At 75.0% G+C, this 20,499-nt stretch carries 17 protein-coding genes and 1 tRNA gene; 14 read left to right on the forward strand and 4 right to left on the reverse strand.

Annotated features, from left to right (window positions below; genetic code table 11):
• Positions 1 to 44: 44 nt before the first annotated feature.
• Entirely contained in the window at positions 45 to 1,313 is a 1,269-nt protein-coding gene (locus ACWPWW_RS16135; RefSeq protein WP_454051353.1) for an MFS transporter, read from the reverse strand.
• A gap of 136 nt (positions 1,314 to 1,449) precedes the next feature.
• On the opposite strand from ACWPWW_RS16135, the gene ACWPWW_RS16140 reads away from it, so the two are divergent.
• Entirely contained in the window at positions 1,450 to 3,066 is a 1,617-nt protein-coding gene (locus ACWPWW_RS16140; RefSeq protein ID WP_454051354.1) for a methyl-accepting chemotaxis protein, read from the forward strand.
• 53 nt (positions 3,067 to 3,119) lie between these two features.
• Here ACWPWW_RS16140 and ACWPWW_RS16145 read toward each other — a convergent pair.
• Positions 3,120 to 3,195, reverse strand: a tRNA-Arg gene (locus ACWPWW_RS16145).
• A 56-nt stretch (positions 3,196 to 3,251) separates the two neighbouring features.
• Positions 3,252 to 3,905 carry a FadR/GntR family transcriptional regulator gene (locus tag ACWPWW_RS16150; protein WP_454051355.1) on the reverse strand — a complete coding sequence of 218 codons (654 nt, stop codon included), beginning with the start codon at positions 3,903 to 3,905 and terminating at the stop codon, positions 3,252 to 3,254.
• Positions 3,906 to 4,013: 108 nt separating this feature from the next.
• Between ACWPWW_RS16150 and ACWPWW_RS16155 the strand changes: the two genes are divergently transcribed.
• The 7 genes from ACWPWW_RS16155 (at position 4,014) to rho (ending at position 14,300) form a co-directional block, all read left to right on the forward strand.
• Entirely contained in the window at positions 4,014 to 5,288 is a 1,275-nt protein-coding gene (locus ACWPWW_RS16155) for a CynX/NimT family MFS transporter (protein ID WP_454051356.1), read from the forward strand.
• Positions 5,289 to 5,334: 46 nt separating this feature from the next.
• On the forward strand, positions 5,335 to 7,014 hold the full coding sequence (gene argS / locus ACWPWW_RS16160; protein WP_454051357.1) for an arginine--tRNA ligase: 1,680 nt from the start codon (positions 5,335 to 5,337) through the stop codon (positions 7,012 to 7,014).
• On the forward strand, positions 7,011 to 8,393 hold the full coding sequence (lysA, locus tag ACWPWW_RS16165; RefSeq protein ID WP_454051358.1) for a diaminopimelate decarboxylase: 1,383 nt from the start codon (positions 7,011 to 7,013) through the stop codon (positions 8,391 to 8,393). The genes argS and lysA overlap by 4 nt, the downstream gene beginning before the upstream one ends.
• Positions 8,394 to 8,542: 149 nt before the next feature.
• Positions 8,543 to 9,898, forward strand: coding sequence for a homoserine dehydrogenase (locus tag ACWPWW_RS16170; RefSeq protein ID WP_454051359.1), 1,356 nt, complete (start codon positions 8,543 to 8,545; stop codon positions 9,896 to 9,898).
• A complete protein-coding gene (gene thrC, locus ACWPWW_RS16175) occupies positions 9,898 to 10,989 on the forward strand; it encodes a threonine synthase (RefSeq protein WP_454051360.1) in 1,092 nt (363 codons plus the stop codon). The genes ACWPWW_RS16170 and thrC overlap by 1 nt, the downstream gene beginning before the upstream one ends.
• Before the next feature lie 7 nt (positions 10,990 to 10,996).
• Positions 10,997 to 11,956, forward strand: a complete 960-nt coding sequence (thrB, locus tag ACWPWW_RS16180) for a homoserine kinase (protein WP_454051361.1) — start codon at positions 10,997 to 10,999, stop codon at positions 11,954 to 11,956.
• 268 nt (positions 11,957 to 12,224) lie between these two features.
• On the forward strand, positions 12,225 to 14,300 hold the full coding sequence (rho, locus tag ACWPWW_RS16185) for a transcription termination factor Rho (protein WP_454051362.1): 2,076 nt from the start codon (positions 12,225 to 12,227) through the stop codon (positions 14,298 to 14,300).
• A 75-nt stretch (positions 14,301 to 14,375) separates the two neighbouring features.
• Here rho and ACWPWW_RS16190 read toward each other — a convergent pair whose 3' ends face one another.
• Entirely contained in the window at positions 14,376 to 15,503 is a 1,128-nt protein-coding gene (locus tag ACWPWW_RS16190; protein ID WP_454051363.1) for a glycosyltransferase family 4 protein, read from the reverse strand.
• A gap of 155 nt (positions 15,504 to 15,658) precedes the next feature.
• Here ACWPWW_RS16190 and rpmE point away from each other — a divergent pair, with 155 nt between their 5' ends.
• From rpmE to ACWPWW_RS16220, 6 genes are all read left to right on the forward strand, one after another.
• Positions 15,659 to 15,874: a 50S ribosomal protein L31 gene (gene rpmE, locus ACWPWW_RS16195; RefSeq protein ID WP_389230640.1), complete on the forward strand. Its 216-nt coding sequence runs from the start codon at positions 15,659 to 15,661 to the stop codon at positions 15,872 to 15,874.
• 129 nt (positions 15,875 to 16,003) lie between these two features.
• The gene (prfA, locus tag ACWPWW_RS16200; protein WP_454051364.1) at positions 16,004 to 17,101 is read left to right on the forward strand and encodes a peptide chain release factor 1; all 1,098 of its coding nucleotides are present in this window, start codon (positions 16,004 to 16,006) and stop codon (positions 17,099 to 17,101) included.
• 29 nt (positions 17,102 to 17,130) lie between these two features.
• The gene (gene prmC / locus ACWPWW_RS16205; protein WP_454051848.1) at positions 17,131 to 18,048 is read left to right on the forward strand and encodes a peptide chain release factor N(5)-glutamine methyltransferase; all 918 of its coding nucleotides are present in this window, start codon (positions 17,131 to 17,133) and stop codon (positions 18,046 to 18,048) included.
• Positions 18,045 to 18,704 carry an L-threonylcarbamoyladenylate synthase gene (locus ACWPWW_RS16210; RefSeq protein WP_454051365.1) on the forward strand — a complete coding sequence of 220 codons (660 nt, stop codon included), beginning with the start codon at positions 18,045 to 18,047 and terminating at the stop codon, positions 18,702 to 18,704. The genes prmC and ACWPWW_RS16210 overlap by 4 nt, the downstream gene beginning before the upstream one ends.
• Positions 18,701 to 19,969: an MraY family glycosyltransferase gene (locus ACWPWW_RS16215; protein WP_454051366.1), complete on the forward strand. Its 1,269-nt coding sequence runs from the start codon at positions 18,701 to 18,703 to the stop codon at positions 19,967 to 19,969. The genes ACWPWW_RS16210 and ACWPWW_RS16215 overlap by 4 nt, the downstream gene beginning before the upstream one ends.
• Positions 19,966 to 20,478: a hypothetical protein gene (locus ACWPWW_RS16220; protein ID WP_454051367.1), complete on the forward strand. Its 513-nt coding sequence runs from the start codon at positions 19,966 to 19,968 to the stop codon at positions 20,476 to 20,478. Before ACWPWW_RS16215 ends, ACWPWW_RS16220 begins: the two co-directional genes overlap by 4 nt.
• Positions 20,479 to 20,499 lie beyond the last annotated feature (21 nt).

The raw sequence follows: 20,499 nt of genomic DNA on the forward strand, positions 1-20,499 counted from the left end.
GGCACAGTGCCACGGCTCGGCGGACGCGGCGAGGGGGACGGGGCTCACGCCGCGACCGGCTGCACCACCCGCGCCGCGCCGAACCGCGTCACCGTCACGCTGAACACCAGCGGGATCACCGCGCACAGCAGCAGCGCCGGCCGCAGACCGCTGCCGCCGTCGGCCGGCAGGAGATCGGCGAGCGGCGCCAGCGCGCCGTCGGCAGCGCCGGCCAGCACGCCCGCGAACCACGGCCCGAGCGTGCCGCCCGCGTCTCCGGCGAGCGCCAGCAGCGCGAACATCGCGGCGCCGCCCAGGGGGAACCGCGCCGCGGTCAGCGAGAAGGTGCCGGGCCACAGCAGGCTGACCGACAGGCCGCACAGCGCGCACGCGAGCAGGCTCACCGCCGGCGCGGCGACCGTCGCTGCGACGACGTAGCAGCCGGCCGCGGCGGCGCTGGACAGCACGAGCAGCCGGTGCAGCGACGCCCGGTGCCCCCAGAGCCCGTACGCGACCCGGCCGACGCCCATCAGCACCGCGAACAGACCCGCGCCGACCAGGTCGCCGACCTGCTTGCCGACGCCGGTGCCCTCCTCGGCGAAGAACGACGACCACTGGGCCATCGTGAGCTCGGCGGCGCCGCCCGTCATCATCAGCACGAGGGCGGCGAGGAACAGCGGCGTGCCCAGCATCGACCGGATCGGGGTGCGGTGCTCCTCGGGCACGGTCGCGGGCAGCGGGACCCGCAGGAAGGCCACCAGGTTGACCAGCGGCACCACCGCCCACAGCACCGGCAGCACGGGCCACGTCTGCTGGCCCAGCACCGCCAGCAGCGCGGTGCTCCCGACGACGACCGCCACCTGCCCCCAGCAGTAGAACGAGTGCAGCAGCGCCATGCCGGCGGCCTTCGACTCCGGCGGGGTGGGCAGGTGCTCCACGACCGGGCTGACCAGCACCTCGAGCAGGCCGCCGCCGACGGCATACACGACCACCGCGAGGCAGAGCCCGACGAAGGGGTCGGGGAGCACGAACGGCAGCACCGCGAGCAGCAGCAGGCCGAGCGCGGCGAGCGCGTGCGCCAGCACCAGCGGTGCTCGGTAGCCGATCCGGTCGACCACCCGCATCACCGCGAGGTCGGTGAGCAGCTGGACGCCGAAGTTCAGCGCGGCCAGGGCGCCGAGCTGGGCGACCGGGATGTCGAACCGGGTGTGGAACACGATGAACAGCAGGGGCGCCAGGTTGTTGACGATCGCCTGCACCACGTAGCCGGCGTAGCTGGCGCGCCGGGTCGACGCGTAGGCGGTGGTGGGAGCCGCAGGAGGTACGGGGGACACGGTCGTGAGGTTACGGGGCCGGCGCGGCGTGACGCGGATCTCCGTCGCCGACGGGTCATCACCGACCGGGACCGGTCGATCGGAGGGCGACTCGGCGCGCACCGGCGCGCCTGCCGTCCGGAGAGCGGGGCCCACGATGCGTGGTTGGCGGGAGCAGTCCATCGGGCGGCGGATGTCGGCGGTGTTCGGCCTCCTCACCGCGGTGCTCGTCGCGACGATCGTCCTGGGGGTCGTCACCGCGCAGACGCAGCGGACGTACGCCGATCGCGTCGCCGCCGCCGACCGCGTCCTGCGGCTCGCCGACGAGGCGCGGTTCCAGATCGCCGACGCGACCGGGTGGCAGGGCCTCGTGGTCGCGGACGTCGCGGCGTTCGGGCCGGAGGGCGGTCTCGCGGACGACTCGCAGAACCGGGCCGGTGTGCTCCAGTCGGAGCGCGACGTGCAGGCGTGGTTCGCCGACCTCGACCTCACCGGGACCACGGCGGCCGAGCGGGCGGCGTTCGAGGCGCTCGAGCCCGCCTGGCAGTCGTTCTTCGACGGTGACGACGAGGTCGTGGCGCTGCTGAGCACCGGCGCCCCGGCCGACCTCCAGGCGGCGCTCACCAGCATCAACGAGGGGAGCGCGGGCGAGTCGTACGCGCGGGTGCTCGATCTCGCGGAGCAGATCCAGGCCTCGGCCGGCGCCCGCGTCGCGGAGCTGCAGGCGCAGCAGGCAGCGGCGCAGGAGCGTGGTCGGCTGGTGCTGATCGTGGTCGGCCTGCTGGCGGCGGCGTTCGCGACCTTCGCGGCGCGCAAGGTCACGCGCGACATCGCCGGCCCGGCGGGCCGGATCCGCGAGGTCGCGACGGCGATGGCGGACGGCGACCTCACCCGGCGCACCGGCCTCGCGGGCGGGGGTGAGATCACCCGCGCCGGTGCGGCGCTGGATGCGGCGATCACGTCGATGGCGGCCGTCGTCGACGAGGTGGCACGGACGGCCGCCCGGACCAGCGGCACCGCGACCGCTCTCCGGGACGCGTCCCGCGAGGGCGCTCGCGCAGCAGGTGACACGTCCGCGCGGGCCGGGGCGGTCGCGGCCGGCGCCGAGCAGGTCTCGCGCACCGTCCAGACCGTGGCCGCCGGGACCGAGCAGATGGGGGCGAGCATCCGGGAGATCGCGCAGAACGCCGCGCAGGCGGCGAAGGTCGCGGGGCAGGCCACGGACGTGGCGGCCGCGACCAACGAGCAGGTGGCGCGGCTGGGTGCGTCGAGCCAGGAGATCGGCAACGTCGTCAAGGTGATCACGTCGATCGCGGAGCAGACCAACCTGCTGGCGCTGAACGCGACGATCGAGGCGGCACGGGCCGGGGAGGCCGGCAAGGGCTTCGCGGTCGTCGCCGGTGAGGTCAAGGAGCTCGCGCAGGAGACCGCCAAGGCCACCGAGGACATCGCCCGCCGGGTCGAGGCGATCCAGGGCGACACCGGCGCGGCCGTCGTCGCGATCGGGGAGATCGCCGACATCATCGCGAGCATCAACGACTACCAGCTGACGATCGCCAGCGCGGTGGAGGAGCAGACGGCCACCACCACCGAGATGTCCCGGGGCGTGGCCGAGGCGGCCCAGGGAGCCGCCGAGATCGCGGTGAACGTCACGGGCGTGGCGGAGAGCGCCGGGACGAGCTCGCGCGCCCTGACGCAGGTCGACGCGAGCATGGACGGGGTCGTCGGGCTGTCCGCGGAGCTGACCAGCCGGATCGCCGCGTTCCGGCTCTGACGGCCGCACCGACGACGAAGGCCCGGTCTCCCTCGCGGGGGACCGGGCCTCGGTGGTGCCCTCGATAGGATTCGAACCTACGACCTTCTGCTCCGGAGGCAGACGCTCTATCCACTGAGCTACGAGGGCCGGGCACTGCGCGCGCCAGCCGTACGACCGGCGCGAGGCACGAGACTACCAGCCCTTCAGTCCTCCCCGAGCAGCCCGGAGAGGTACGTGGTCGTCTCCTCGACCGCCCGGGAGTCGTCACCGGCGGCGATGGCGTCGACCAGGCCGTCGTGGTTGTCGCCGTCCTGCAGGATCTGCGCGAAGTTGAACCGGATGTTGTCCGTGATCGCGCCGATGAGGTTCTCGTACATCGACAGCAGCACCGGGTTGCGGGCCGCACGGGCGATGGCCAGGTGCAGGGCGAGGTCGGCGGAGACCATCCGGTCGAGCGCGCCGGCGCGGTAGGCGTCGGCGCGGTCGTCCCGGAGCCGGGTGATCGCGGCGACGTCGCTGGCGGTGCGCCGGCGGGCGGCGAGGCGGCCGGCCTCGACCTCCAGGCTGCGGCGGACCTCGATCACGTCGCGCTGGCGGGCGTCGGCGATCTGGCGCCCCATGCTCACCGCGAGCTCCGAGACCGAGAGCACGTAGGTCCCCGACCCCTGCCGGCGCTCGAGCAGCCCCGCGTGCACCAGGGACTGCACGGCCTCGCGGACGGTGTTGCGGCCGACGCCCAGCAGCTCGACCAGCGCGGGCTCCGGGGGGATGCGGGTGCCGACCGGCCAGTCGCCGGAGGTGATGCGTGCCCGGAGCCGGGCCACCGTCGCGTCGATGAGTCCGGTGCGTCGCGTCATGCGGAGTAGTCTCCCTGGTCAGTTGTGCCCGGCATTCAACACGAACCGAGCGCCCGTCCGCCAGCGCCCGCCGTCGCGCGCCCTCCGCCTTCGCCCGAACGAGGCCGCATGTCGACATCCGCCCAGCCCGCCGGCTCCGTCGCGCCCTGGCGGGGGCGCCGGGTCGTCCTGCTCGGCGTGGTCCTGGTGGCGCTCAACCTGCGGATCGCGGTCGCCTCGGTGTCGCCGATCCTCGACCTGGTGCGGGACGACGTGGCGCTGTCCGCCACGGAGGCGGGGCTGCTCGGCACGATCCCGGTGATCTCGTTCGCGGCGTTCGGCTCGCTGACGCCCGTGCTGGCCCGGCGGATCGGCCTCGAGCCGCTGCTGATCGCGGCGATGCTGCTGTCGGCGACCGGCGAGGTCGTCCGGTCGGGCACCTCGACCGCGGCGGGGTTCCTCGGCTGGTCGGTGATCGCGCTCGCCGGGATGGGCATGGGCAACGTGCTGCTCCCACCCGTGGTGAAGCGGTACTTCCCGGACCGGATCGGCGTCGTCACGTCCATCTACTCGGTGACGATGACGTTCAGCACCGCCCTGCCCGCGTTCCTGGCCGTCCCCGTCGCGGAGCGGCTGGGCTGGCGGACGTCCCTGTCGATCTGGTCGGTCGTGGGCGTGCTCGCCGCCGTGCCGTGGCTGGTCGTGGTGGTGCGGTCGGCCGCGGCGCGGTCGGCGCTGTCGGGGCTGCTGCGCCGCGGCCCGGCCACCACGCCGGCCCTGACCTCCCGGCACCGGTCGGGCGGTCGGGTGTGGCGCAGCCCGCTGGCCTGGGGCATGGCCGTGACGTTCGCGATGAACTCGCTGGACTCCTACGCCATGTTCGCGTGGCTGCCGCAGATCCTCATCGACGGCGGGACGTCGCCGCACGCGGCAGGGGTGTGGTTGTCGGTGTTCGCGATCCTCGGCCTGCCGCCGGCGCTGGTCGCCCCGATCGCGGCGTCCCGCATGCGGAACCCGATCGGGCTGGTCGTGTTCTTCGTGGCGTGCTTCGCGGCGTCCTACGTCGGGCTCCTCGTCGCACCGGGCGGGCCGGTGTGGCTGTGGATCCTGCTCGGCGGGTTCGGGCCGGGGGCGTTCCCGGTGCTCCTCGCGCTGATCAACCTGCGCACCCGCACGTCGGCGGGTGCCGCCTCGCTGTCCGGCTTCACGCAGGGCGTCGGGTACGCGATCGCCGGCACCGGGCCGCTGCTGATCGGCGTGCTCTACGACGCGACGGGGACGTGGACCGCCGCGCTGCTCTTCCTGCTCGCGACGCTCGTCGTCCTGCTCGTGGCGGCGACCGTGGCGTGCCGGCCCGCCATGCTGGAGGACACCTGGGGACCCCGGGGCGCGCGACCGGAGTGAGGTGGCCCGGGTCGGGGCAGTGCCGCCGCGTCGCTACCCTTGTCCGGTGACCCCCGCTGAGCTCTCCGAGTCCCTGCGCGCCGCCCTCGCGGGCGCCGTCGCCGACGGGACCTTCGCCCTGGACGCCGCCGACCTGCCCGCCACCGTGCACGTGGAGCGACCCCGGCAGCGCGAGCACGGCGACTGGGCCACCAACGTGGCGCTGCAGCTGGCCAAGAAGGCCGGCACCAACCCGCGGGCGTTCGCCGAGGAGCTCGCGCGCCGCCTCGCCGACGCCCCGGGCGTCGCGAAGGTCGACGTCGCCGGGCCCGGCTTCCTCAACATCACGCTCGACGCGGCGGCCGCGGGGGAGCTCGCGCGCTCCGTCGTCGAGGCGGGGCCCGCCTACGGCCGCAACGAGACGCTGGCCGGCGAGTCGATCAACCTCGAGTTCGTCTCCGCCAACCCCACCGGCCCGATCCACATCGGCGGCGTGCGCTGGGCCGCGGTCGGCGACAGCCTGGCGCGGGTGCTCGAGGCGTCCGGCGCGCGCGTGGGCCGCGAGTACTACTTCAACGACCACGGCGCCCAGATCGACCGGTTCGCGCGGTCGCTGCTCGCCCGCGCGAAGGGCGAGGAGGCGCCGGAGGACGGCTACGGCGGCCAGTACATCGCCGACATCGCCGACGCCGTGATCGCGCAGGCCGCCGCGGCCGGCGAGCCCGACCCCCGCACGCTGCCCGACGCCGAGGCGCAGGAGGCGTTCCGTGCGCGGGGCGTCGACCTCATGTTCGGGGAGATCAAGCAGGCCCTGCACGAGTTCGGGGTCGACTTCGACGTCTACTTCCACGAGGACACGCTGCACGAGACCGGCGCCGTCGAGCGCGCGGTCGCCCGGCTGCGGGAGCTCGGCCACATCTTCGAGGCAGACGGCGCCACCTGGCTGCGCACCACGGAGTTCGGGGACGACAAGGACCGCGTCATCATCAAGTCCGACGGCGAGGCCGCGTACATCGCGGGCGACCTGGCGTACTACCTGGACAAGCGCGAGCGCGGCTTCGACCGCGTGATCATCATGCTCGGCGCCGACCACCACGGGTACATCGGCCGGATGATGGCGATGTGCGCCGCGTTCGGCGACACCCCGGGCGTCAACCTCGAGATCCTCATCGGCCAGCTGGTCAACCTGGTCAGGGACGGCCAGCCGGTGCGGATGAGCAAGCGCGCCGGCACCGTCGTCACGCTCGAGGACCTGGTCGAGGCGGTCGGCGTCGACGCCGCGCGGTACTCGCTGGCGCGGTCCTCGGCGGACTCCTCGATCGACCTGGACCTGGACCTCCTGACCCGGGCCACCAACGAGAACCCCGTCTACTACGTGCAGTACGCGCACGCCCGCACCTGCTCCGTCGGCCGGAACGCCGCCGAGGCCGGCGTGCGGCGGGAGGACGGGTTCGACGCGTCGCTGCTGGACCACCCGAGCGAGTCGGTGCTGCTCGGCAAGATCGCCGAGATGCCGCGCATCGTGGCCCAGGCCGCCGAGCTGCGGGAGCCGCACCGCGTCGCCCGGTACCTGGAGGAGCTCGCCGGGGCGTACCACAAGTGGTACGACCAGCGCCGCGTCCTGCCGTTCGGCGACGAGCAGGTCGGCGACGTGCACCGCACGCGCCTGTGGCTGAACGACGCCACCCGCCAGGTGCTCGCCAACGGCCTCGGCCTGCTGGGCGTCGGCGCGCCGGAGCGGATGTGACGACGCCCGGGACGCAGCCGCTGGGGCTGCCCTGGCCCGGCTCGGCCGCGCGCGGCGACGACGGGGCCGTCCGCGTCGCGGGCGTGGACCTGCGCGAGCTCGCCGCCACGCAGGGGACGCCCGCCTACGTGCTGGACGAGGACGACTTCCGGGCGCGTGCCCGGGCCTGGCGGTCCGCCCTCGAGGGCGCGTTCGCCGGCATCGGCGCCGGGGTCGACGTCTACTACGCGGGCAAGGCGTTCCTGTCGGTCGCCGTCGCGCGCTGGGCGCACGAGGAGGGCCTGCGGGTCGACACCTCGACCGGCGGCGAGCTCGCCGTCGCGCTGCGCGCCGGCCTGCCCGGCGCCGACATCGGGCTGCACGGCAACAACAAGTCCGACACCGAGATCGCCCGTGCGCTCGAGGCCGGTGTCGGCCGGCTCATCGTCGACTCGCTCGGCGAGGTCGACCGGATCGTCGCGGCCGTCCGTGCCCGGGGCGCCGGTGCACCGCCCGCGCCGGTGATGGTCCGCGTCACGACCGGGGTGCACGCCGGCGGCCACGAGTACATCTCCACCGCGCACGAGGACCAGAAGTTCGGCCTCTCGGTCGCCACCCCCGGTACCGGCGGCGACAGCCCCGCGATGGTCGCGCTCGAGTCCGTCCTCGCGCACCCGGAGCTCCGGCTGCTCGGCATCCACTCGCACATCGGCTCGCAGATCCTCGACCCCGCCGGGTTCGCCGTCGCCGCCCGCAGCGTCCTCGGCCTGCGCGCCGACCTCGCGGCCCGCACCGGGTTCCTCGTCCCGGAGGTCGACCTCGGCGGCGGCTTCGGCATCGCCTACCTGCCCGGGGACGTCCCGCTGGACCCGGAGCGGGTCGCGAAGGACATCGCGGCCTCGGTCGACGCCACCTGCGCGTCGCTGGGGACCCCGGTGCCGCGGCTGTCGTTCGAGCCCGGGCGCGCGATCGTCGGGCCGACCACGCTGTCGCTGTACCGGGTGGGCACGGTCAAGCCCGTCAACCTCGACGACGGCCGGGTCCGGATGTACGTCGCCGTGGACGGCGGGATGAGCGACAACATCCGCCCCGCCCTCTACGGCGCGCACTACCACGCGGCCGTGGTGTCGCGGCCCGGTGCACCGGAGACCGTGCTGGCCCGCGTGGTGGGGAAGCACTGCGAGAGCGGCGACATCGTCGTGCACGAGGTCCAGCTCCCGGCCGACGTCGCGCCCGGGGACCTGCTGGCCGTCGCCGCCACCGGCGCGTACGGGCGGTCGATGGCGTCGAACTACAACCACGTGCCGCGCCCGCCCGTCGTCGCGGTGCGCGACGGCGAGGTGCGCGTGCTGGTCCGGCGGGAGACCGAGGACGACCTGCTGGCGCTCGACCTCGGCTGACCCGTCGTCCTGAACTCGACGGGCGCCCAGGGTGTGGATGGCCCGCTGCCGTCCTCGAGGTGCCCCCTATCCTGTGGACCGGCCGGGCCCAGCGCCCGGCCGGACCCCAGGGACCCGGCTGGACCGGGCGTGATCGAGAGGCGCACGCGGTGACCGAACGCGACCAGACCGGCCGACCCAGCACGCCCGCCCCGACCACGCGTCCCGCCGTGCGGGTCGCCCTGCTCGGCTGCGGCGTCGTCGGCACGGAGGTCGTCCGGCTGCTGACGACGCAGGCCGCGGACCTCGCCGCCCGCGTCGGGGCGCCGCTCGAGCTGGTCGGCGTCGCGGTGCGGGACGTCGACGCGCCGCGCGACCCGGTCGTCGACCGTGCCCTCCTGACCTCGGACGCCGAGGCGCTGGTGGCGAAGGCCGACGTGGTGGTCGAGGTCGTCGGCGGCATCGAGCCCGCCCGCGCCCTCCTGCTCCGCGCGATCGAGCACGGGGCCGCCGTGGTCACCGCGAACAAGGCGCTGCTCGCCGAGGACGGCCCGACGCTCTACCAGGCCGCGGACGCCGCCGGCGTGGACCTCTACTTCGAGGCCGCCGTCGCGGGTGCGATCCCGCTGGTCCGCCCGGTCCGCGAGTCGCTGACCGGCGACCGGGTCCACCGGGTGCTCGGCATCGTCAACGGCACGACCAACTACGTGCTCGACCGGATGGCCTCCGAGGGCATGGACCTGGCCGACGCGGTGGCCGAGGCGCAGGCGCTGGGCTACGCGGAGGCCGACCCGACCGCCGACGTCGAGGGCTACGACGCGGCGGCGAAGGCCGCGATCCTCGCCTCGCTGGCGTTCCACACCCGGGTGTCGATCGACGACGTCGACCGGCAGGGGATCATGTCGGTCACCGCGGACGACGTCGCCTGGGCCGCTCGCACCGGCCACGTCATCAAGCTGCTCGCCATCGCCGACCGCCGTGCCACGCAGGACGGCGGCGACGGCGTGCAGGTCCGCGTGCACCCGTCGCTGGTCCCGCTGAGCCACCCGCTCGCGGGCGTGCGCGGTGCGTTCAACGCGGTGTTCGTCGAGGCGGAGGCCGCCGGGGAGCTCATGTTCTACGGACGCGGCGCCGGCGGTGCGCCGACCGCGTCCGCGGTGCTCGGCGACGTCGTGTCGGCCGCGCGGCACCGCGTGCACGGCGGCCGCGGCCCCGCGGAGTCCTGGTACGCCGCGCTGCCGGTGCTGCCCGCCGAGTCGGCGCGCACGCGCTACCAGGTGCGCCTCGACGTCGACGACCGGCCCGGCGTGCTCGCGCACGTGTCCGCGGTGCTGGCGGAGCACGGGGTGTCCATCGAGGCCGTCCGGCAGTCGCCTGCCGACGCCGTCCAGGAGCCGGGCGTCGCCCGCCTGGTGATCACCACGCACGAGGCGCCGGAGTCCGCACTCGCGGCGACCGTCGCCGCGATCGCCGACCTCGGCTCCGTCCGCGAGGTCGTCTCCGTCCTGCGAGTCGAGGGAGCCTGATGGCCCACCAGTGGCGCGGCGTGATCCGCGAGTACGCCGACCGCCTGCCCGCGCACGTGCAGCAGCACGTGGTCACGCTCGGGGAGGGCGGCACCCCGCTCGTCGCGGCGCCCGCGCTGTCCGCGCTCACGGGTGCCGAGGTGTTCGTCAAGGTCGAGGGGATGAACCCGACCGGGTCCTTCAAGGACCGTGGCATGACGACGGCGATGTCCGCCGCCGCCGGCCGCGGGGCGAAGGCCGTCGTCTGCGCGTCCACCGGCAACACCTCCGCGTCGGCCGCGGCCTACGCGACCGCTGCCGGGATGATCTGCGCGGTGCTCGTGCCGGACGGCAAGATCGCGATGGGCAAGCTCAGCCAGGCGGTCGCGCACGGGGCCACGCTGCTGCAGGTCGACGGCAACTTCGACGACTGCCTGATCGCGGCCCGCAAGCTCGCGGAGGCCTACCCGGTCGAGCTGGTCAACTCCGTGAACCCCGACCGCATCGAGGGCCAGAAGACCGGCGCGTTCGAGATCGTCGACGCGCTCGGCGACGCCCCCGACATCCACGCGCTGCCCGTCGGGAACGCCGGCAACATCACGGCGTACTGGAAGGGCTTCCGCGAGTACGCGGGCCACGACGCCGGGGCGGACCTCGAGCCGGTCGCGACGCACACCCCGATCATGTGGGGCTTCCAGGCCGCGGGTGCCGCGCCCATCGTGCGCGGCTACCCGATCACCGACCCCGAGACGATCGCCACCGCGATCCGGATCGGCAACCCGGCGTCCTGGAACCAGGCGGAGGCCGCGCGCGACCGGTCCGGCGGCCTGATCGAGGCCGTCACCGACGACGAGATCCTCGCCGCGCACCGGATCCTGTCCTCGCAGGTCGGGGTGTTCGTCGAGCCGGCGTCCGCCGCGGGCGTCGCGGGCATCCTCCGGCTCGCCGAGGAGGGCCGCGTGCCTGCCGGTGCGCGGATCGTCGTGACGGTCACCGGGCACGGGCTGAAGGACCCGCAGTGGGCGCTGCGCACGGCTGACGGCACCGAGGTCGAGACCACCCGGGTGCGCCCCGACGTGGTCGAGATCGCGGCCGCGCTCGGCCTCGGCTGAGGCCGCCGTGCGACTGGGTGCCGACCGGGCGCGCGTCCGCGTCCCGGCGACGAGCGCGAACCTCGGCCCGGGCTTCGACGCGCTGGGCCTCGCGCTCGCGCTGCACGACGACGTCGAGGTGCGCGCGCTGGGGTCCGCCGAGGTCGTCGTCGACGTCGTGGGGGAGGGCGCCGAGGACGTGCCCTCCGGCGAGGACCACCTGGTCGTCCGCGCGCTGCGGCACGCGCTCGACCACGTCGGCGCGCCGCAGACCGGGCTGCACCTGACCTGCCGCAACCGCATCCCGCACGGCCGCGGCCTCGGGTCGTCCGCCGGCGCGGTGGTCGCGGGGCTGCTCGCCGCCCGCGCGCTGGTCGCGGAGCCCGGCTCGCTCGACGACGACGTGGTGCTGCGGCTGGCCACCGAGCTGGAGGGGCACCCGGACAACGCGGCGCCCGCGCTGCTCGGCGGTGCGACGGTCGCGTGGTCGGACGGCACCGGTCCCGACGCGGACGTGCACGCCGCGCGGCTCCCCGTGCACGCGACGCTCGCGCCGATCGCCGTCGTGCCCGCGACCCGGCTCGCCACCGCGCACGCCCGCGGGGTGCTGCCCGCGGAGGTGCCGCACCGCGACGCGGCGTTCCAGGCCGGGCGCGCGGCGCTGCTCGTCGAGGCCCTCGGCCGCCGGCCCGACCTGCTGCTGCCGGCGACCGAGGACCGCCTGCACCAGGGCTACCGGCGTCCGGTGATGGCGGAGAGCATGGCGCTGGTCGACGCCCTCCGCGCGCGCGGCGTCGCGGCGGTCGTGTCCGGCGCGGGCCCCACCGTGCTGGTGCTCGCCCGGTCCACGGGGGACGGTGCGGACCCGGTCGGGCCGACCGACGCCGACGACGCGCTGCTGCAGGTGTTCGGGGGTGCGATGGGCGGCTGGCGCATCGTCCGGCTCGGCATCGACACGGCCGGTGCGACCGCTCAGAGACTGCCCTGACGCGGATCCGCGGTGCTATGCTGGCGCTCGTTCCCCTGACTACTTCCTGATATCCGCCTAGCCTTTTTCCGGTGCAGGGCCGCCCAGGTGGCCGGCCGTGCGAAGGAGCCGGGCCGAGATCCGGACGGGGAACGCTCCAGCCCACGAGAGTCGACGCGATCGCGCGACACGTGCGGCTTCACCGATGCGCCGGCCCTCGACGAGGGGCCGGACGCGGACCGTGCCCCGACGGTGGGCGACGGTCCCCGACGAGGGGGAAGGGTCCTTCGTGACAGACACCATCGAGCCCGCCGTGAGCACGAGCTCCGGCGGCTCCGCTCGGGGCGGTGCCATCTCCGCGATGCGCATGCCCGAGCTCCAGGCCCTCGCCGCCCAGCTGGGCGTGACGGGGACGTCCCGGATGCGCAAGAGCGACCTGGTCGACGCGATCCAGGCCACGGGCTCCGGTGGCGCGACCGCCGGGCGCAGCCGTCGCGCCACGAGCCGCGACGCGCAGCAGCCGGTCGCCGCCGAGGCCCCCGCTGCCCAGCCCGCCGAGGACGCGGCGCGCGAGCCCCGCCGCCGTGCCGCGCGCGCCGCGAGCCGGCCGCCGGCCGCCGAGGAGTCCGCCGAGCCGCGCGGCAGCCGCACGGTCGACGTGCTCGCCGGCCTCGAGGCCGTGGAGCGCTCGCTCGACGGCCGTCAGAGCCAGGCAGAGCCGCGTGAGCCCCGTGAGCCCCGTGACGACCGTGCCGCGCGCGCCGCCGACGCCGTCGGCGCCGTCACCGGTGAGCGTCGCTCCCGCCGTGCCGGGCGCGGCGCCGGCGCGCCGACCGTCGAGGTGACGCTGCCCGAGGGCCCCACCTCCACCGGTGAGCGCGAGCCCCGGACCGAGCGCGGCGAGAACCGCGAGCAGGGCGGCCAGCGCCGCCAGCAGGAGCAGCCGCGTCAGCAGGACCGTGCGCAGCAGGACCGCGCCGCCCAGCAGGGCCAGCCCGCGCAGCAGAACCCGCAGCAGCGCGGCCAGCAGAACCAGCAGGACCTGGAGGACGACGAGCGCGGCGGTCGCCGCCGTCGCTCGCGCGACCGGTACCGCGACCGCGACGGCCGCAAGCGGGGCCGCAACCAGCGCGGCACGGGCGTCGGCGACGTCGGCGCCTACGAGGAGGTCGAGATCGACGAGGACGACGTCCTCGTCCCGGTCGCGGGCATCCTCGACGTGCTCGAGTCCTACGCGTTCGTCCGCACCAGCGGCTACCTGCCGGGGGCGAACGACGTCTACCTGCCGCTCGGCCAGGTCCGCAAGGCCGGGCTGCGCCGCGGTGACGCGATCACCGGCGCCGTGCGCGCGCCCCGCGAGGGCGAGGTGCAGCCGCAGCAGCAGGGCGGCAACCGGCCGAACAAGGCCAACGCGCTCGTCCGGCTCGACACGGTCAACGGGATGTCGCCGGACCAGGCGCGCCAGCGGCCCGAGTTCTCCAAGCTGACGCCGCTCTACCCGCAGGACCGCCTGCGGCTGGAGCACGAGTCGCACCAGCTCACCCCGCGGGTCATCGACATCGTCGCCCCGATCGGCAAGGGCCAGCGCGGTCTCATCGTCGCGCCCCCGAAGGCCGGCAAGACGATCATCATGCAGCAGATCGCCAACTCGATCACCGCGAACAACCCCGAGGTCCACCTCATGGTCGTGCTCGTCGACGAGCGCCCCGAGGAGGTCACGGACATGGAGCGGACCGTGAAGGGCGAGGTCATCGCCTCGACCTTCGACCGCCCCGCCGCGGACCACACCATGGTCGCGGAGCTGGCCATCGAGCGGGCCAAGCGCCTGGTCGAGCTCGGCCAGGACGTCGTGGTGCTGCTCGACTCGCTGACCCGCCTGTCCCGCGCGTACAACCTGGCGGCCCCGGCGTCCGGGCGCATCCTCTCCGGTGGTGTGGACGCCTCGGCGCTCTACCCGCCGAAGCGGTTCTTCGGCGCCGCCCGCAACATCGAGAACGGCGGCTCCCTGACGATCCTCGCGTCCGCGCTGGTCGAGACCGGATCCAAGATGGACGAGGTCATCTTCGAGGAGTTCAAGGGCACCGGGAACATGGAGCTCCGGCTCTCCCGCTCCCTCGCGGACAAGCGCATCTTCCCGGCGGTGGACGTCAACGCGTCCGGCACCCGGCGCGAGGAGATCCTCATCGCCCCGGACGAGCTCAAGATCATCTGGAAGCTCCGCCGCGTGATGGGCGCGCTGGACCAGCAGCAGGCGATCGAGCTGCTGCTCGGCAAGCTCCGGGACACCAAGAGCAACGTCGAGTTCCTGCTCCAGGTGCAGAAGACCACGCCGGGCATGCACGAGGAGACCCGCTCGGTCGTCTGAGACGCACGCCGCGCACGGACGGGGCGGCACCTCCCGCGGGAGGTGCCGCCCCGTCCGCGTCCGCGGGGTCCGCGATCAGCGGGCGCGACGCGCGGCCACGGCCTGCTCGTACCAGGCGAGGGTCTGCCGGGTGATCTCTCCGGCGTCGAACCGCCGGGCCGCGGCGCGCTGCGGTGCCGTCACCGCCGCCCGGGCTGCCGGGTCGTCGACCCACCGCGCGAGGGTGCGGGCGAACGCCGCCGTGTCCCGGGGGTCGACCAGCTGGTCCTCGAGCCCGGCCATGGGGGTCCGGTAGCCGGGGTTGTCGCCGGCCAGCACGACGCCGCCGGCGTCGGCGAGCGCCTCGACGACGCTCATGCCGAAGCTCTCGCCGCCGGTGGACGGCAGCGCCACGACGTCGGCGGCCGCGAGGAGCGCGGCCTTGTCCTCCTCGGCGACGAAGCCCGGGAAGTCCACCCGGTCGGCGACGCCGGCGGCCCGCGCCCGCTGCCGCAGGTCGGCCAGCAGGGGACCCCGGCCAGCGAGCGTCAGCGTCCAGTGGTGCTGCGTGCGGGGCATCGCGGCGACGGCGGCGAGCAGCTCGCGGGGGCCCTTGCGCTCGACCAGGCGGCCGAGGAAGACGATCCGGACCGGGGCGCCGGCGGGGCGCCCGGCGGGCGCCGCCGGGCCCGTGCCCAGCTCGACCGGTCCGCCGATCACCGGCACCTCGCGGCCGTACGCCTCGCGCACGGACTCCTGCGCGGCCTCCGACAGGGCGCTGATCGCGTCGAACCGCCGGAGCCGCCGCCGCTCCGCGAGCCCGAGCGCGCGGATGCCCCAGCGGGTCGCCGCGTCCTGCGGGTAGATGACGAACGACCCGACGACCGCGGTACGCGGGTGCGCCGCCGACACCACCCGGCCGGCCAGCACCGGGCTGTACGGCATCGTCACGTGCAGCACGTCGAACGGGACCTCGGCGAGCAGCCGGCGGACGGCGGTGCGGGAGGCGGGGAGCGGGGTGCCCAGCCGGTTGCCGTTGAACTTCACGGACAGGGTGCGGCCGAGGACGTGCACGTGCGGCAGGTCCGTGCGCGCGGTGCTGGACGTCAGGTAGTGCACCTCGTGCCCGAGCGCGGTGAGCCGGCGGCCGAGCGTGAGGACGATCTGCTGGACCCCGTCGGGCCGGTCCAGGCCGTCGTCGATCACCAGGCCGATACGGAGCATGCCGGACATCGTAGGTGGGCCGGGTCGGGCGTCCGGTCGGTGCGTCGGGAAGATTTCGCGCACCGCCGCTGTTCTGGCAGACTGTTCCGTCGGTCTGCGGTTCACGTGCACGGCTCGCGTGCACGACCCGGGGACCCAACACGAGGAGAACACCTGTGAAGACTGACATCCACCCCGAGTACGTGGTGACCCAGGTGACCTGCACCTGTGGCAACACGTTCACCACGCGCTCCACCTCGACCTCCGGTGAGATCCGGGCCGACGTGTGCAGCGCCTGCCACCCGTTCTACACGGGCAAGCAGAAGATCCTCGACACCGGTGGCCGCGTGGCCCGGTTCGAGGCGCGCTACGGCAAGAAGTCGGCCAACTAGCGACCTCGGCGCCGGTGACCGGCGGTCCCTCGTGGGCCGCGGTCACCGGCGCCTTCGCATGTCCGGGGCCGTGCTCGGTCCCGGTCCGACGCCGAGCACGCAGCGCTCGACCGCCCCGAGGAGACAGCGATGAGCGACCCGTTCGCCGCCGCACGGCCGTTGCTGGACGAGCACGCCCGGATCGAGCAGCAGCTCGCGGACCCGGCGGTGCACGCCGACCAGGCGCTGGCCCGGAACCTCGGCCGCCGGTACGCCGAGCTCGGCCGGGTCGCGCAGGCGCACGGGGCGTGGCGGGCCGCCGCGGAGGACCTCGCGGACGCCCGTGAGCTGGCGGCCGACGACGAGGCGTTCGCCGCCGAGCTGCCCGCCCTCGCGGCGACGGAGGAGCAGGCGGCCGAGAAGCTGCGCCGCGTGCTGGTCCCGCGCGACCCCGACGACGCCCGCGACGTGATCCTCGAGATCAAGGCCGGCGAGGGCGGCGAGGAGTCCGCGCTGTTCGCGGGCGACCTGCTGCGGATGTACCTGCGGTACGCCGAGCGCCGCGGCTGGCGGACCGAGACGCTCGAGTCCACGGACTCCGACCTGGGTGGCTACAAGGACGTGCAGGTCGCGGTGAAGGCGCGCGGCTCGGTGACCGACCCGGCCGAGGGCGTGTGGGCCAGCCTGAAGTACGAGGGCGGCGTGCACCGCGTGCAGCGCGTCCCGGTGACCGAGTCGCAGGGCCGCATCCACACCTCCGCCGCGGGCGTCCTGGTCTTCCCGGAGGTCGAGGACGAGGGCGAGGTCGAGATCGACCCCAACGACCTGCGGATCGACGTGTACCGGTCGTCCGGCCCCGGCGGCCAGTCCGTGAACACCACCGACTCGGCCGTGCGGATCACCCACGTGCCGACCGGCATCGTCGTCTCGATGCAGAATGAGAAGTCGCAGCTGCAGAACCGCGAGCAGGCCATGCGCGTGCTCCGCGCCCGGATCCTGGCGGCCCGCCAGGAGGAGGCCGCGGCGGCGGCGAGCGAGGCGCGTCGCTCCCAGGTGCGCACCGTCGACCGCTCCGAGCGGATCCGGACGTACAACTACCCGGAGAACCGGATCGCCGACCACCGCACGGGCTACAAGGCGTACAACCTGGACGCCGTGCTCGACGGCGACCTCGGACCGGTCGTGCAGTCCGCGATCGACGCGGACGAGGCCGCCCGGCTCGCCGCGGCGGGGGAGCAGGGCGCGTGACCGGCGCAGCCCCCGCGCCGGCCCCCACGATGCGCGCCCTCGTCGACGGCGCCGCCCGCGTGCTGGCCGACGCCGGCGTCGGCTCGCCCCGGCACGACGCGACCGCACTCGCCGCGTACGCGCTGGGCCTGCCCCGGCTCGACCTGGTGCTCGCCCCGCCCGTGCCGGACGGCTTCACCGAGGAGTTCGCCGGCCTGGTCGACCGGCGCCGCCGCCGGGAGCCGCTCCAGCACATCGTCGGCTCGACCGTGTTCCGGTACCTGACGCTGCGCGTCGAGCCCGGCGTCTTCGTGCCGCGGCCCGAGACCGAGACGGTCGCGCAGGTCGCCGTCGACGAGGCCGCGCGCCTGGCCACGGAGGGCCGCGAGCCGCTGGTGGTGGACCTGTGCTGCGGCGCGGGCGGCATCGCGCTGTCGGTCGACACCGAGGTCGCCGGGTCGCGCGTGGTCGCGGTCGACGCCTCCCCGGACGCCGTGGCGCTGACCCGGCACAACCACGGCGCGGTCGGCTCCGGCACGATGCGCGTGGAGCAGGGCGACGTCCGCGACCCCGCGCTGCTGGCCGACCTGGACGGCACCGTCGACGTGCTGGTGTCCAACCCGCCGTACATCCCGCCGGACGCCGTCCCGGTCGACCCCGAGGTCCGCGACCACGACCCCGACCTGGCCCTGTACGGCGGCGGCAGCGACGGCCTCGAGGTGCCGCGCGCGGTGCTGGCCGCCGCGGCGCGGCTGCTGGTCCCGGGCGGGCTGCTGGTCATGGAGCACGCCGAGGTGCAGGACGCCGCCGCCCGCGCGGACGCGGAGGCGACCGGTGCGTTCGAGGCGATCGAGAGCCGGCCGGACCTGACCGGGCGGCCGCGGATGCTCGTCGCGCGGCGCCGTACCACCGCGCCGGGCGAGCCGCGACCGGACGCCCAGCCGGGCGTGGGAGACTCGCAGCCGTGAGTGCCGACCCCGTGCTGGACGCCACCGACCCCGCCACCTGGGGCCCCGCCCTCGACGCCGCCGTCCACACCGTCTCGCGCGGTGGGCTCGTGGTGCTGCCGACCGACACGGTCTACGGCATCGGGGCGGACGCCTTCACCCCGGAGGCGGTGAACGCGCTGCTGGCGGCCAAGGGCCGCGGGCGGCAGATGCCGCCGCCGGTGCTGATGCCGGACGTGCGCACGCTCGACGGGCTCGCGATGGGCGTGCCCGCGGAGGTGCGCGACCTGGCCGAGGCGTTCTGGCCCGGCGGGCTCACCGTGATCGTGGTCGCCCAGCCGTCGCTGGCCTGGGACCTGGGCGAGACGCACGGCACCGTCGCCCTGCGGGTGCCCGACCACCCGGTGGCGCTCGCGCTGCTGACCCGCACCGGGCCGATGGCCGTGTCCAGCGCGAACCGCACCGGCCAGCCGTCGGCCCTCGAGGCCGCCGAGGCGTACGCCCAGCTCGGCGACAGCGTGCAGGTCTACCTGGACGGCGGCCGCACGCCGGGCCAGGTGGCCTCGACGATCGTCGACGCGACGGGCGACGAGCTGCGCGTCGTGCGGCAGGGCGCCATCAGCCTCGAGCGGCTCCGGGAGGTCGCTCCCGTCGTGGCGGGTGACCCCGGCCGGTGAGGGCGTACCTCCTGCTCCTGCTGATCGCGGCGGCGGCGACCTACCTGCTGACGCCGCTGGCGCGCTGGTGCGCGCTCCGCTGGAGGGCCATCACCGCGGTGCGGAGCCGGGACGTGCACTCCATCCCGACGCCGCGGCTCGGCGGCCTCGCCATGTGGGCGGGGATCATGGTCGGCCTGGTGATGGCCAGCCAGCTGCCGTTCCTGCAGGGCGTGTTCGAGAACCCCCGCCCGATCATCGGCATCGCGGCCGCGGCCACGATCGTGTGCGCGCTGGGCGTCGCGGACGACATCTGGGACCTCGACTGGATGACCAAGCTGGTCGGCCAGGTGCTGGCCGCCTTCGTGATGGCGTCGATGGGCGTGCAGCTCTACCAGCTGCCGATCGACGGGGTGGTGGTGGGCTCCGACCGGATCTGGCTGGGCCTCACCGTGCTGACGGTGGTCGTCGCCATGAACGCCGTGAACTTCGTCGACGGGCTGGACGGGCTCGCCGCCGGGCTGATCGCGATCGGCGGCGGCGGGTTCTTCCTCTACTCCTACCAGCTGACCCGCGAGGCCAGCCCGACCGACTTCTCCAACCTGGCGACCCTGGTGGTGGCCCTGCTGGTCGGCGTCTGCGTCGGGTTCCTCCCGCACAACTTCCACCCCGCGCGGATCTTCATGGGCGACTCCGGGTCGATGCTGATCGGCCTGATCATCGCGGCGGCGGGCATCCAGGTGACGGGGCAGATCGACCTCGCCGTCACCAACACCCGCGAGTCCTTCCCGGCCTTCCTGCCGATCCTGCTCCCGCTGGCCGTGCTGCTGCTGCCGCTGCTGGACATGGGGCTCGCCGTGATCCGGCGGGTCGGGTCGGGGAAGTCGCCGTTCCACCCCGACCGCATGCACCTGCACCACCGGATGCTGCAGCTGGGCCACTCGCACCGGCGCGCGGTGATCATCCTCTACGTCTGGACGTTCGTGTTCGCCGGCGCCGCGACGGCGCTCGTGTGGTTCTCCACGACCGCCGTGCTGGTCGGCCTGGCCGTCGGGGTGCTCGCGGCCCTCGCGCTGACCCTCGGCCCGCTGCGGGGCCGCAGCACCCCCGGCACCCCCGGCACCCCGGGCGCCCCCGGCACCCCCGGCGGCGACGCGGGTGCCCGCCCGCCCGCGGCACCGCCCGCACCCGCGGCGCCGCCCGCGCGGCACGCCGCCGACGCCCACCGCGGCGCCTGGCACGCCACCGCACCCCTGACCACCCCCGAGCCGAGGACGGACCGATGACCGACCCCACCCCCGAGCCGACCCCCGCACGACCACCGGCGACGCGCCCGAGGTGCGTGCCGTCTTCCGCCGAGGCCCTGCGGGACATGGTGGTGCTCGTCGCGGGCGTCACCGTGCTCGGCGTGGGCATCGGCTACCTGGTCGCCGGGCTGCCGGGCGTGTGGGGCGCGCTGATCGGCGCCGGCATCGCGCTGCTGTTCTCCGGGGCCACGACGCTGTCCATGCTCACGACGTCCGACACGGCGCCGGGCCGGATGATGGCGGTCATCATGGGCACCTGGCTGGGCAAGCTCGTCGTGGTGATCGTGCTGCTCGCGGTGCTGCGCGGCATGGACTTCTACGACCGCTACGTCCTCGCGATCGTGGTCGCCGTCGCGGTGATCGGGTCCGCACTGCTCGACTACCGGGCGGTCGCGCGGGGCAGGGTGCCCTACGTGTCGCCCGCCAGCACCGGGACGAACGTCCCGAATGCGGACGACCCGGACGGGACCGGTCGATCCGTAGGCTAGGCTTCCCACCGAACCACCCAC

It is taken from the genome of Cellulomonas sp. Marseille-Q8402 (assembly GCF_965119525.1).